General features: G+C 66.0%; 10 protein-coding genes. 3 read left to right on the top strand and 7 right to left on the bottom strand.

All coding sequences use genetic code 11. From position 1 onward, the window contains the following. Positions 1–37: 37 nt before the first annotated feature. Entirely contained in the window at positions 38–1066 is a 1029-nt protein-coding gene (locus tag GPT34_RS10365) for a TRAP transporter substrate-binding protein (protein WP_291011898.1), read from the bottom strand. An 81-nt stretch (positions 1067–1147) separates the two neighbouring features. Then, positions 1148–2359, bottom strand: coding sequence for an aminotransferase class V-fold PLP-dependent enzyme (locus GPT34_RS10360; RefSeq protein ID WP_291011895.1), 1212 nt, complete (start codon positions 2357–2359; stop codon positions 1148–1150). Between the two features lie 115 nt (positions 2360–2474). Between GPT34_RS10360 and GPT34_RS10355 the strand changes: the two genes are divergently transcribed. Next, positions 2475–3176: a GntR family transcriptional regulator gene (locus GPT34_RS10355; RefSeq protein WP_291011892.1), complete on the top strand. Its 702-nt coding sequence runs from the start codon at positions 2475–2477 to the stop codon at positions 3174–3176. A gap of 44 nt (positions 3177–3220) precedes the next feature. Further along, the gene (locus tag GPT34_RS10350) at positions 3221–6283 is read left to right on the top strand and encodes an FAD-binding and (Fe-S)-binding domain-containing protein (RefSeq protein WP_291012081.1); all 3063 of its coding nucleotides are present in this window, start codon (positions 3221–3223) and stop codon (positions 6281–6283) included. On the opposite strand, the gene GPT34_RS10345 is transcribed toward GPT34_RS10350, so the two are convergent. Beyond that, a complete protein-coding gene (locus tag GPT34_RS10345; RefSeq protein ID WP_363356728.1) occupies positions 6249–7085 on the bottom strand; it encodes a pseudouridine synthase in 837 nt (278 codons plus the stop codon). The two genes, GPT34_RS10350 and GPT34_RS10345, sit on opposite strands and share 35 nt — an antisense overlap. A 230-nt stretch (positions 7086–7315) precedes the next feature. Between GPT34_RS10345 and GPT34_RS10340 the strand changes: the two genes are divergently transcribed. Beyond that, positions 7316–7582, top strand: coding sequence for a hypothetical protein (locus GPT34_RS10340; protein ID WP_291011886.1), 267 nt, complete (start codon positions 7316–7318; stop codon positions 7580–7582). Positions 7583–7607: 25 nt separating this feature from the next. Here the strand turns inward: GPT34_RS10340 and trmB are convergent, their stop codons facing one another. From trmB to GPT34_RS10320, 4 genes are all read right to left on the bottom strand, one after another. Next, positions 7608–8351: a tRNA (guanosine(46)-N7)-methyltransferase TrmB gene (gene trmB, locus GPT34_RS10335; protein ID WP_291011883.1), complete on the bottom strand. Its 744-nt coding sequence runs from the start codon at positions 8349–8351 to the stop codon at positions 7608–7610. Positions 8352–8421: 70 nt separating this feature from the next. Then, the gene (locus GPT34_RS10330) at positions 8422–10185 is read right to left on the bottom strand and encodes a 7TM diverse intracellular signaling domain-containing protein (protein WP_291011880.1); all 1764 of its coding nucleotides are present in this window, start codon (positions 10183–10185) and stop codon (positions 8422–8424) included. Positions 10186–10194: 9 nt separating this feature from the next. After that, complete coding sequence (gene gluQRS / locus GPT34_RS10325) at positions 10195–11127, bottom strand: tRNA glutamyl-Q(34) synthetase GluQRS (RefSeq protein WP_291012079.1); 933 nt, start codon at positions 11125–11127, stop codon at positions 10195–10197. Positions 11128–11251: 124 nt separating this feature from the next. After that, a partial coding sequence (locus tag GPT34_RS10320; protein ID WP_291011877.1) for an amine oxidase occupies positions 11252–12094 on the bottom strand: 843 nt, incomplete at its 5' end.

The following is a 12094-nucleotide window of genomic DNA, read 5'->3' as shown; positions in this document are numbered from 1 at the left end:
CGCCGCATCGCAGCGCATGGACGGGCAAGCGCAGGGCTCAGAAACCAGCGCCCAGGGCCACTGCCTTGTTGACCAGCTCGGCGCCGCCTGGCACTTCCTTGCCGAATTCTTCATAGACCGTCTTGCTCGCAGCGATGAAGGCGTTCTTGTCGGCCTCGTTCACTTTGACACCTGCTGCCTTGATCTTGTCCACCAGCTCGCCGTCAAGCTCGGCTGCGGTCTTGTAGACATAGGGCTGCACATCGCGCGCGGTCTTCTCCAAAATCTCGCGCACGTCGGCGGGCAGGGTGCCGAACTTGCGTGCGCCCGCGGTGAGATAGGCTGGTGTGTAGACGTGGCCCGTCATGGACAGGAACTTCTGCACTTCCTGGAACTTGGACGAGTAGATCTGTGTCAGCGGGTTTTCCTGTCCGTCCATCACGCCGGTCTGCAGCGCCACGAAGACTTCAGACAGGGCCATGGGCGAGGGATTTGCACCATAGGCTTGGAACATCTTGACCCGCCACACACCCTTGGGTGTGCGCAGCTTCATGCCCGCGAGGTCTTCTGGCTTGACTACAGGTTTGACGTTGTTCGTGATGTGCCTGAATCCGTTCTCCCACACCCCGAGGATCTTGTAGCCCTTTTCTTCGGCCTGGGGCAGCAAAGTCGGGCGTAGCACATCCGACTCGATCTTTTTCATGTGATCGCGGTTTTTGACCAGGTAGGGCATTTCGAACATGCCGAAGGCTGGCACGGTCGATGACATCACAGACGAAGGCAGCGCCATTTCCAGGGTGCCCAGGCGCAGCTTCTGCATCATCTCGGCATCGCTGCCCAGCTGGCTGGAGCCAAACACCACCACCTTGCCCTTTGTGCCCAGGCGCTCATTGGCCAGGCGCGCGTACTCGTTGGCCGAGCGCTCGAACAGCGAACCCGGGCCGCCGACGTGGCCTAGCTTGATCTCGACCTGGGCATGGGCCATGCCGGTGCCGAGCAACAGCGTGCTGGCACCCAGAATGGCAGCAACCGTCACCTGGCGCAGGGGACCGGCTAAGGTCGGGAACTTGAGGGTAGGGGCTTGCATGGCTGTCTCCTTGTGTTGAGTGTCCGCTGGAAAAGGGTGCCTCGTGCGCGGACAACACGGGGCACGGAAACATGATGGTGATCAGGCCTTCAGCAGGCCGCCGGGGTGGCTGCTGAAGTGGTTCATGATGGCCTGCACGCCCGATCCGGCGAGCTTCACACCGGCCAGTTGCAAGCCCATTTCGCAGCCCGCGACCGTGGCGATCAGGGTCAAATCGTTGCTGTCGCCGAGGTGGCCGATGCGGAACATGCGGCCTTTGACCTTGCCCAGGCCGGTGCCCAGCGAGCAGTCGAAACGCTCGTAAATCACCTTGCGCACGGCATCCGCATCGACGCCTTCGGGTGTCATCACGCCGGTGAGGATGGGCGAATACACGGCGGCGTCGGCGCACTGGATCGGCAGCCCCCAGGCGTTGACCGCAGCGCGCACACCCGCAGCCCAGCGTTGGTGGCGGGCGAAGACGTTCTCCATCCCGTCTGCCAGCAGCATGTCGCAGGCTTCGCTCAGGCCGTACAGCAGGTTGGTGTTGGGGGTGGACGGCCAGTAGCCTGTCTTGTTCATCTCGATCATTTCGCCCCAGCCCCAGTAGCTGCGCGGCGTCTTGCAGGCCTTGCTGGCCTCGATCGCTTTTGGCGACAGCGCGTTGAAGCTGATGCCTGGAGGCAGCATCAAGCCCTTTTGCGATCCGCTGATGGACACATCGATGCCCCACGCGTCGTGCTGGTAGTCAGCGCCAGCCAGCCCCGAGATGGTGTCGACCAGCAGCAGGGCCGGGTGTTTTGCCGCATCGATCGCACGGCGCACGGCGGCGATGTCGCTGGTCACGCCGGTGGAGGTCTCGTTGTGCACCACGCACACGGCCTTGATGCTGTGGCCGCTGTCGGCCTTCAGGCGCTGCTCGATCAGGTCGGCCTGCACGCCGTGGCGCCAGCCTTCCAGGCCGGGCAGGCTCAGCACCTCGGTCTTCAGGCCGAGCTGGGTGGCGAGCCGGTTCCACAGAAAGGCGAAATGACCAGTCTCGTACATCAGCACATGGTCGCCCGCGTTCAGCGTGTTGACCAGGGCGGCTTCCCAGGCGCCTGTGCCCGAGGCCGGGTAAATCATCACCGGGTGCTGGGTCTTGAAGATGGCCTGCATGTCGGCCAGCACCTTGAGGCCTAGGCGGCCAAACTCCGGGCCGCGGTGGTCGATGGTGGGCGAGCTGATGGCGCGCAAGATGCGGTCGGGGACCGGCGAGGGACCCGGGATTTGCAGGAAGTGGCGGCCGGTCGGGTGTGCGTTCGTCGTCAGCATGCGGAGAGACCTTTCTTGAGTGTCCCCATTTTTTGTATTCAAAATACAAATGTCAAGGGCGAACACCCTAGAATGGACCTGAAAGCGATTCTTTTTTGCATACAGAATTGATTGCATGACCGCAGAAATCTTGTCCATCGAGCGTCCGGTGTTGCACGAGCAGGTGGCGCGCCGACTGCGCCAGATGCTGGTCGAGGGCCGCATTGCGCCCGGTGCCAAACTCAACGAGCGCGCCTTGTGCGAAGAACTGCGCATTTCACGCACCCCCCTGCGAGAGGCCATCAAGATGCTGGCCGCCGAGGGCCTGGTGGAGTTGCTGCCCAACCGCGGCTCGGTGGCGGTGCAGCTCAGCGAAGCCTCGGTGCGCGACACCTTCGAGGTGATGGCCGGGCTGGAGGCCCTGTCCGGCGAACTCGCGGCGCAGCGGGTGACCGAAGCCGAACTGTCCGAGATCAAGGCTTTGCACTTTGAAATGATGGCGGCATATACCCGGCGAGACCTCTCGGCCTACTACCAGCTCAACGCCGCCATCCACCATCGCATGAACCTCGCGGCCAAGAACCCGGTGCTCACCAGTACCTACAACCAGGTCAATGCGCGCTTGCAGGCGCTGCGGTTTCGTTCCAACCAGGATGGCGAAAAATGGCGCCGCGCGATGCAGGAGCATGAAGCCATGATTCAGGCGCTGGAGGTCCGCGACAGCGCCGCCCTGAGCCGCGTGTTGCTCAAACACCTGAACAACAAGCGCGACGTGGTGATGGAGCAGCTGCGAGCGTTGGAAACCGGGACCGCCAGTCCTCAAGGAAAAGCCGAATGAATGCCCCTCTGCCTCTGAATGTGACCCGAGATGCCCCCGAGGCGATGTACGACCGGGTAGCCGGTGTGAGCAACGAAGTCGCGGGCAAACTGGCCAAACGCCTGTCGGTGCAGACCCGGGGCGAAGTCTTGTTCAGCCCCGCAGATCGGGGCCGCTACGCCACCGATGCCTCAATCTACCAGCAGATGCCGGTGGGCGTGTTCGTGCCCACAGACGCGGCCGATGTGCGCCTGGCGATTGACATCTGCCGCGATCTTTCGGTGCCCATCGTCCCGCGCGGCGGCGGCACCAGCCAGTGCGGCCAGACCGTGGGCGCCGGGCTGGTGATCGACCACAGCCAGCACATGCGCCGCGTGCTCGATGTCAACCCCGCCGAGCGCACCGCCAAGGTGGAGCCGGGTCTGGTGCTCGATCACCTCAATGCGCAGCTCAAGCCCCATGGCCTGTGGTACCCGGTGGACGTCTCCACCAGTGCGCAGGCCACGCTGGGTGGCATGGCGGGCAACAACTCCTGCGGCAGCCGCTCCATCGCCTACGGCAACATGGTTCACAACGTGTTGGGTGCCGAGGCCTGGATGGCCGACGGCAGCCTGGTTGAATTCGGCGCTTACAGCCAGGCCTCGCCGGATGCATTGGCCATTGGCGACTTCGTGCGCGACCTGGCGATGGAACACGCCGACGAGATCGATGCACGCTGGCCCAAGGTGTTGCGCCGGGTAGCGGGCTACAACCTCGACATCTTCCGCAACCAGAATCAGAAGCCTTACAACGCAGACGGCTCGGTCAATCTGGCCCATCTGCTGGTGGGCAGCGAAGGCACGCTGGCACTCACCCGTTCGCTCACCTTGCGCCTGTCCGAGCTGCCGCGTGCCAAGGTGCTCGGCGTGGTGAACTTCCCCACCTTCTACCAGGCGATGGACAGCGCGCAGCACATCGTCAAGCTGGGCGAAGGCATGAGCGGCGGGTGCCTGAGCGCGGTGGAGCTGGTCGACCGCACCATGATCGAGCTCTCGCTCAAGAACCCCGCGTTTGCGCCCACCATCCGCACCGCGCTCTCGCCCCACATCAACGGCGGCAAGCCTGCAGCGGTGTTGCTGGTGGAATTCTCGGGGGCCAGCAAGGCCGACCTCACGCACAAGCTGCGCGAACTGGTGGATCTCATGGGCGAGCTGGGTCTGCCCGGCAGCGTGGTCGAGATGGTGGACGATGCGCCGCAGAAAAACCTGTGGGAAGTGCGCAAGGCAGGTCTCAACATCATGATGAGCCTGCGGGGCGACGGCAAGCCGGTGAGCTTCATCGAAGACTGTGCGGTGCCGCTGGTGCACCTGGCCGAATACACCGATGCGCTCACCGAGGTGTTTCACCGGCACGGCAGCCGCGGCACCTGGTACGCGCATGCCTCGGTCGGCACGCTGCACGTGCGGCCCATTCTCGACATGCGCCGCGATGGCGCGAGCAAGATGCGCGCGATCGCCGAGGAGGCCAGCGAGCTGGTGCGCAAATACAAGGGCGCCTACAGCGGCGAGCACGGCGACGGCTTGTGCCGCGGCGAGTGGGTCGAGTGGCAGTTTGGTCCGCGCATCAACGAGGCATTTGCGCGCATCAAGACCCGGCTGGACCCGGAAGGCCTGTTTTCACCCAACCGCATGGTGGATCCGCCGAAGATGGACGACGCGAGCCTGATGCGCTTCCCGCCCACCTACAAGGTGGTGCCGATCCAGCCGGTGCTGGACTGGCGCGCCTGGGACGTGCAGAACGACCCCGTGACCGAGCAGACCTCCGAACCGGGTACGGGCGGTGACCCGGCGCTGGGGCTGGCCAAGGCGGTGGAGATGTGCAACAACAACGGCCACTGCCGCAAGTTCGACGCCGGCACCATGTGCCCAAGCTACCGCGTGACGCGCGATGAAAAGCACCTCACGCGAGGCCGCGCCAACACCTTGCGTCTGGCACTCAGCGGACAGATTGAAGGCCTGGCGGGCCAGGACGCGCTCACCAGCGAGGTGGTGATGGAGGCGATGGACCTGTGTGTGGGCTGCAAAGGCTGCAAACGCGATTGCCCCACCGGCGTGGACATGGCCAAGATGAAGGTCGAGTTTCTGCACCACTACAAGGCGAAACACGGCTTCACCCTGAAAGACCGGCTGGTCGCGCAGCTGCCCGACTACGCGCGCACGGCGGCCCGCCTCGCGCCCCTGCTCAACCTGCGAAACCGCATGCTGCTGCTGGCCAAGCTGGCGGAAAAGCTGCTGGGCTTCTCGGCGCAGCGCAGCCTGCCCGAATGGCAAAGCCGGCACTTCTTCAACCAGCCCAGCCAGACCCACCAGACCGCCAGCCGCGAGCAGGTGCTGGCCGCCGAGCGCGGCGTGGTGCTGTTCGTCGACACATTCAATGGCTACTTTGAAGCCGACAACGCGCAGGCAGCCGTCAAGGTCTTGCGGGCCGCGGGCTACACGGTGCACGTGGCGACCAAGCTGAAACCCGACGGCCAGCACCTGTGTTGCGGCCGCACCTATCTCGCCTCGGGCATGGTGGAGCGGGCACGAGAGAAGGCGCGCGAGGTGGTGCAAAGCCTGCTGCCGTTTGCCGAGCGCGGTATCGCCATCGTCGGTCTGGAGCCTTCGTGCCTGCTGACGCTGCGCGACGAGCTGCTGGTGATGGGCTTGAACGCCGGTGAGCACCGGATCGCGGAGCAGTCGATGCTGCTGGAAGAGTTTCTGGTTCGCGAAGACCGGGCCGGTCGGCTCGATGCGCTCAAGGCTTCATTGAAGCCGCTGGGCCGGCCCTTGCTGCTGCACGGGCACTGCCACCAGAAGGCGTTCGACGCGGTCTCACCCATCCTCACGGTGCTGGGCTGGATCCCCGAGGCGAAGCCTCGACTCATCGAAAGCAGCTGTTGCGGCATGGCAGGTAGCTTTGGCTATGAGGCCTCGCATCACGAGGTGTCGATGCAGATGGCCGAACTGAGTCTGTTGCCCGCGGTGCGGGCCGAACCCGATGCGGTGGTCGTGGCCGACGGCACCAGCTGCCGCCACCAGATCCACGACGGTGCGCAGCGCGAAGCGGTGCACGTCAGCCGCTTGCTGGCCGATCTACTGCCGGGATAGGCCAGTCCAGCCTGCGCCGGCTCTCGAATCGCCGAGCTTCGCCGGTCACCGGATCGGTGAAGGCGATGGCCTGGGCCAGCAGGCACAGCGGCCGCTCGAAACTTTCTTCGTCATCGGGTCCGTGCAGCACCTGAGGGTAGAGCTGGTCGCCCGCGATCGGCAAGCCCAGGGCCATCATGTGCACCCTGAGCTGATGGCGTTTGCCGGTGCGCGGCAACAGCCGGTAGCGAGCCCAAGGACCGTGCCGCTCCAGCCAGTGAATGGTGGTCTCGCTGTTGGCGGCGCCGTGCTCGGCTTCGCACATGCGAAAAAAATCGGTGGGGTGCTCGGTCAGGTGGCTGCATCGGGTGTGTGGCCACACGCCGTGCTCGGCATGCGGCGCGATGGCCTCGTAGGTCTTCTCCACGGTGCGGCCGCTGAACAGGGCGTGGTAGGCACCACGCTCGGCCGGCTGCACCGCCAGCAGCACCAGCCCGGCGGTTTCACGGTCGATGCGGTGCAGGGGCGCGAGCTGGGGCAGGCCGAGGCGGCGTTGCAGACGCACCAGCAGCGACTGCTGCACGTAGCGCCCACCCGGGGTGACCGGCAGGAAGTGCGGCTTGTCGGCCACCACCAGGTGCTCGTCCTGGTACAGCACCGTTTCCTCGAACGGGATGGGGGTTTCGTCGGGCACATCCCGGTAGTAATAGACCCGGGTGCCACCTGCGTAGGGCGCGTCTGGCGACAAGGCGTCGCCGTTTTCCGCCAGCACCTGGCCCTGCGCCAGCCGCAGGACCCAATCGGCTCGAGTGACGGTTGGCATTCGGTGACACAAGAAGTCGAGCAGGGTCGTCCACGGCGCTGCCGTCAGGGGCTGCAAGGACACGCAACTGGCCGACACACCCTGTCGCGGCGGGATCGAAGTAGAGCGTGGGGAGCGTGACATGGGTCTCGGCTGAAAGGGCAATGCACCGCCTTGAAGGATATGGTTACAGGCCGGTTGCGCAAAGCAGGTATTCTGCGCCGCAGGCCCAAAACGCTCGCCGACACGCCATGAACCAACCCCATCGATCATCTCTCCACACCCGCATCGCAGTGGGATGTCAGCGCGCCAGCATCGCCTTGCTGCTGGCGTGCACGTTCGTCCTGCCCGGCTGCACCGTGCTCGCGGTGGCCGACGTGGCGGCCTCTGCCGTGGTTGGCACGGCGGGGCTGGTGGTGGACGCGGCGGTGGGCACCGCACGCATCGGTGGCAAGGTCATCGGCAAGACGGCCGATGTGATGATGGGTCCTGACGAGGTGGCCACCGCGGCCGACTGAGCCTTCAGGCCATGCGTCGCGCTGTTCAGATGCGGCGAAACACCAGGTCCCACACGCCGTGGCCGAGCTTGAGGCCGCGGTTTTCGAACTTGGTCAGCGGCCGGTAGTCCGGCTTGGGCGCGCAGCCGTGCGGGCCAGGCTCGGCGACGGTGTTGACCAGCAGCGGTTCGGCGCGCAGCACGGCGTACATCTGCTCGGCGTATGGCTCCCAGTCGGTGGCCAGGTGCAGGTAGCCGCCCGGCTTGAGGTGGCGGGCGAGGCGGTTGACGAACGGCCCCTGGATCAGGCGGCGCTTGTGGTGGCGGCTCTTGTGCCAGGGGTCGGGAAAAAACACGTGCACACCGTCCAGGCTGGCTTCGGGCAGCATGTGGTCGAGCACCTCGACCGCGTCGTGTCGCAGGATGCGGATGTTCTCGATGCCGCCTTCGCCGCACAGCTTGAGCAGCGCGCCCACGCCGGGCTCGTGCACTTCGCAGCAGAGGAAGTTGTCCTGCGGTCGCGCCTGGGCGATCTGCGCGGTGGCGCCACCCATGCCAAAACCGATTTCCAGGATCAGCGGCGCGTCGCGCCCGAAGGCCGCTGCGACGTCCAGCGGCTGGTCCGCCTGATAGGCCAGCAGAAAGCGCGGACCGAACTGGGCGTAGGCGCGCACCTGGCCCGGGCCGGTGCGCCCCGCTCGCAGCACGTAGCTTTTGACCACGCGCATGAAGGGCTTGTCGGGCGGGTAAGCGGCTTTGGCGCCATCAGGTGGCGGTGTGGGGGAGCTCATGGGGGCTTGGCTTGCGTGGGGCCGCCGATTGTAGGACGAGCGGCTGTCGCGCCCGAGCGCCAGTGTCCGCTCAGGCGAGACCCGGTGGCGCGGGTTCGGGGTCTGCCCAGAGGTGCTGCACCATCTTCCGGTCATCGGTGGTTGCCATCTGGTCCAGCGCGATGTGCAGCTGCGCCAGCATGCCGTTGGCCTCGGTGGCTTCGTCCTGTTCCTCGCCCATGCCTGGCACGCGCCCGGGCTGCAGGGCGCTGACCAGCCGGAACCGCAGACTGGCCTGCCCAGGCAGGACCGACGCGGGTTCAAGCCCCTTGGCTACCATGTGCTGCGCGAGCAGCTTGAGGTCGGCCGGTGTCTGCGGGCCTTCCACCAGTACGGCAAAGCGGGTGTCGGCCACCCGGCAGACGGTGTCCACGTCGCGCAGCACGCGGGTCAGTCGAGCGGCGGCAATCACCAGCGCGCGGTCCCCGGCTTCGCGCCCCTCGGACAGCACAAATTCCTTGTGGTTGCACAGTTCCACCAGCAGCAGACCGCAATGCTGGTGGTAGCGGCGCGCCCGGCGGATCGCATCGCGCAAGCGCAGGCGAAACACCAGGCTGGTGGTCAGGCCCGTGAGCGGATCGGTGTGATCAAGCACCCGCATGCGTGCCTGGTTCTCGCTGAACTCCTTGGCTCGCCGGTGCAGGATGTACAGCAGCAGCGGAATCTCGATGCAGGAGCCGATCAGCACCGCGTACTGGGTGGCCCAGCTGTCGGGCAGCAGGCCGGCACTGCGCAGCGCGGGAAACGGATAGCCCAGGTGCACCGGCAGAAAGCCCAGCAACATCCAGCCCGCGTAGCGCTCACCTCGGCGCCAGGTCCACAGGCAAAGGCCGATGCTGAGCAGCACCGACAACAGACCATAGAGGCTGAGCACCAAGAAAGCGGGTCCGTTGAGCAGCGCGAGGTAGACCGCCGGGTACAGGAAGCCGAAGGCGCACCAGGCGAGCACATAACGATCCAGCCGGGGTGAGTGCCGCGACACCGCGCACACCTCCCGCACAAACCAGATGCCCGAGGCGGTGAGCCAGAGCATGAACACCGAAGGGGCGGCATTGGCCCACCAGGCCCAGTCGGGCCAGAAAAATAGGGCGCCGATGCCGGTGAAGGAAAGCTGGAAGCCCAGCATGCAGCCCACGTAGACCACGTAGGCGCCAAACGACCGGTCGCGATACAGGCGCAGGTGCACCCACCCGAGAAACATCACCAGCACACCAAAGCCGAGGTAGCCCCCGAGCAGCAGGTAAGTCCAGTGGCGTTTGTGCTGCAGCGCGGTTTCGTTCAACACATACACCCTCGGGTTGAGGGCAGCCGGTCCGGTGGCGACCCGCAACCACAGCGCGGCCTGATCAGCCCCGGCAGCGATGGCAAACACCGGCGACCGGTCGGCAATCGTCCACTGCGAGACGGGCAACTGGTCACCCGCCTGCTGCGCGATCCAGCCACCAAGCTTGTCGCCCTGGTACAGCGTGGCCCGGTCGATGAAGGCCGAAGCGTCCATCAACACGTACCAGTCCTGTGGCGGCAGCACCGGCGGCAGATTCAGGCGCAGCCAGAGCGCGCCATCGCCGAGTGCAAACGACTGGTAGTGATCGAGCGGCTGCAGCTCGGTGTCTGGTCGCTGTGCGATCTGGTCCACCGTCAGCTGCCCCGAGGCATCGAAAAAAACCTGACTTTGCAGCGTGATGTCGCGCTCCACCCGAGCATTAGCGTGGTCGCTCTTGGACGAACAACCCAGCAGCACCACCAGCACCAGCAGGCACAGTGCCAGCCAGCCCCGAAAGATAAATCGTTTCATGCCGTCGTCCTAGGCCTCGCTGGGCCGAGTGGATGGGGCCGCTGGGACTGCCACTGACCAGGCGCTCACCCATCCCGCCAGCGCTGTGGCCACATCGGTCTGCGCGGGCGCGAGCCCCAGGTGGCTCGCGGCCTGGCTCAGGGCGTCCAGGGGATGGCTGAGGTCCAGCGGCTGCGCGCCGTGTTGTTTGCTGAGCTTTTCACCATCGGCCGCGAGCACCAGCGGCACATGCCGGTACGAGGGCGTGGCATAGCCCAGGGCTTGCTGCAGCAGGATCTGCCGCGCCGTGTTGTCGGCCAGATCGTCCCCACGCACTACGTGGGTGATGCCTTGTTCTGCGTCGTCCACCACCACCGCGAGCTGGTAGGCCCACAAGCCGTCGGCACGCCGGAGTACAAAGTCGCCGACGGTCGAGGCGACGTCCTGCGCCTGGGGGCCCAGCCGCGCATCGGCCCACTGTACGCGGGCGTCTTCAGGCAAGCGAAAGCGCCAAGCCCGCGGCGCGCGGCCTTGCAAGCCGCCGCGCTCGGGCCGACAGGTACCCGGGTAGACAGCCGCCTGGTGGCGTTGGCGGGGCGGCCCCAACGCTTGCCGCGCTATTTCGATATCTTTGCGCGAACAGGCGCAGGGATAGGCGAGGCCGCTTGCCATCAGGCAGTCCAGCGCAGCCTGGTAGCGCGCGCCACGCTGCGACTGCCATACCACCGGCTCGTCGCTGACCAGGCCGCAGGCAGCGAGCTGCTCCAGGATGAGGCGATCGGAACCCGGCACACAGCGCGGAGCATCCACGTCTTCCATGCGCACCAGCCAGGCGCCGCCGTGCGCGCGGGCGTCCAGCCAGCTGGCGAGCGCGGCAACCAGTGAGCCGGCGTGCAAAGGCCCAGTGGGAGAGGGTGCAAAACGGCCTCTGTAGACCGGTTCAATCCATGGCGTGTTGGGCATCAGGTCGGCGGTGGACAACAGCTTCCAAGGCCAGCGGCATTTTCAGCGCACAACGCGAAACCGGCTTCGCTGGGCCGCAGGTGAGCTCGCCTTGTGGGGCGACGAGAAGCAGCGCAGGGAGGCGTCAAACAATGGCCAGCGCCATTTCCAGACCAGACACAAACGCGTCCTCCACCCGGTGTCCCAAACACCAGTCACCGCACAGGCCAATGCCCAGTTCGTCGTCGTAGATGAAGGGGCGGCCCAGCGGCTGCTGGGTTTGCGCGAAGCGCCAGCGGTGCACTACCGCGTGGGCCGGCGTGACTCGTATCCCGGTGATTTCAGCGAAGCCCTTGAGCAGCTTGGCCTTGACGCGTTCGGCGTCGTCCTCCAGGTGTTTGGTCGACCAGTCCGGGCTGGCCTGAATGGTCCAGCGCTCGACGCGTTCGCGCGCGGGTTTGCTATTTTCGCGCGCCAGCCAGCTGATGCGGTGGTGGGTGCTGCGCGCGGCGTTCCATTGCGGCCCGAAATGGCTCAGGCCGGGCTGCATCGCGTTGGGGTAGGCCACCATCAGCGTCCAGCACGGTGCCACCTGCACGGGCGCGAGCGCTTGGCGCAGATGCGGCGCATGGCCGGAGGCTAGTAGCAGGTCGTGCGCTTGCAGATGGGGCTGCGCGAGGACCACGCGGTCGAAGCCGCCGAGCACGACCTGACCGCCGGCGCTGTCCTCGGCGCGCAGCTGCCATTGGCCGTGATTGAGTGCGTCGCGCTCGATGTGGGTGACGCGGGTCTCGGTCAGGGCGCGGGCGCCGCTCACGCCGTGCAGTTCGGGCTTCAGCAGGGGCTGTGCCCAGTGCGTCACCAATGCGTTCATGCCGGGAGTAGCGACAAAGTGCGGCTCCGTGGGCGGCGGTGCGCTGGCCAGCACATGGCCGAGCTCATCGAGCACGCGCACCGTGCTCACACTCCAGGCGCGCACGATGGGCTG

It is taken from the genome of Hydrogenophaga sp. (assembly GCF_011390835.1).
Classification (GTDB): domain Bacteria; phylum Pseudomonadota; class Gammaproteobacteria; order Burkholderiales; family Burkholderiaceae_C; genus Hydrogenophaga.
The sequence above is the reverse complement of the archived record's forward strand: the minus strand, read 5'-3'. Positions and strand labels throughout refer to the sequence as shown.

Excerpts from the sequence above, each read along its gene's own strand:
- GPT34_RS10330 (WP_291011880.1), bottom strand. The coding sequence starts at position 10,185 with ATGAAACGATTTATCTTTCGGGGCTGGCTGGCACTGTGCCTGCTGGTG.
- gluQRS (WP_291012079.1), bottom strand. The coding sequence starts at position 11,127 with ATGCCCAACACGCCATGGATTGAACCGGTCTACAGAGGCCGTTTTGCA.
- GPT34_RS10345 (WP_363356728.1), bottom strand. The coding sequence starts at position 7,085 with ATGCCAACCGTCACTCGAGCCGATTGGGTCCTGCGGCTGGCGCAGGGC.
- GPT34_RS10340 (WP_291011886.1), top strand. The coding sequence starts at position 7,316 with ATGAACCAACCCCATCGATCATCTCTCCACACCCGCATCGCAGTGGGA.
- GPT34_RS10365 (WP_291011898.1), bottom strand. The coding sequence starts at position 1,066 with ATGCAAGCCCCTACCCTCAAGTTCCCGACCTTAGCCGGTCCCCTGCGC.
- GPT34_RS10360 (WP_291011895.1), bottom strand. The coding sequence starts at position 2,359 with ATGCTGACGACGAACGCACACCCGACCGGCCGCCACTTCCTGCAAATC.
- trmB (WP_291011883.1), bottom strand. The coding sequence starts at position 8,351 with ATGAGCTCCCCCACACCGCCACCTGATGGCGCCAAAGCCGCTTACCCG.
- GPT34_RS10350 (WP_291012081.1), top strand. The coding sequence starts at position 3,221 with ATGTACGACCGGGTAGCCGGTGTGAGCAACGAAGTCGCGGGCAAACTG.
- GPT34_RS10355 (WP_291011892.1), top strand. The coding sequence starts at position 2,475 with ATGACCGCAGAAATCTTGTCCATCGAGCGTCCGGTGTTGCACGAGCAG.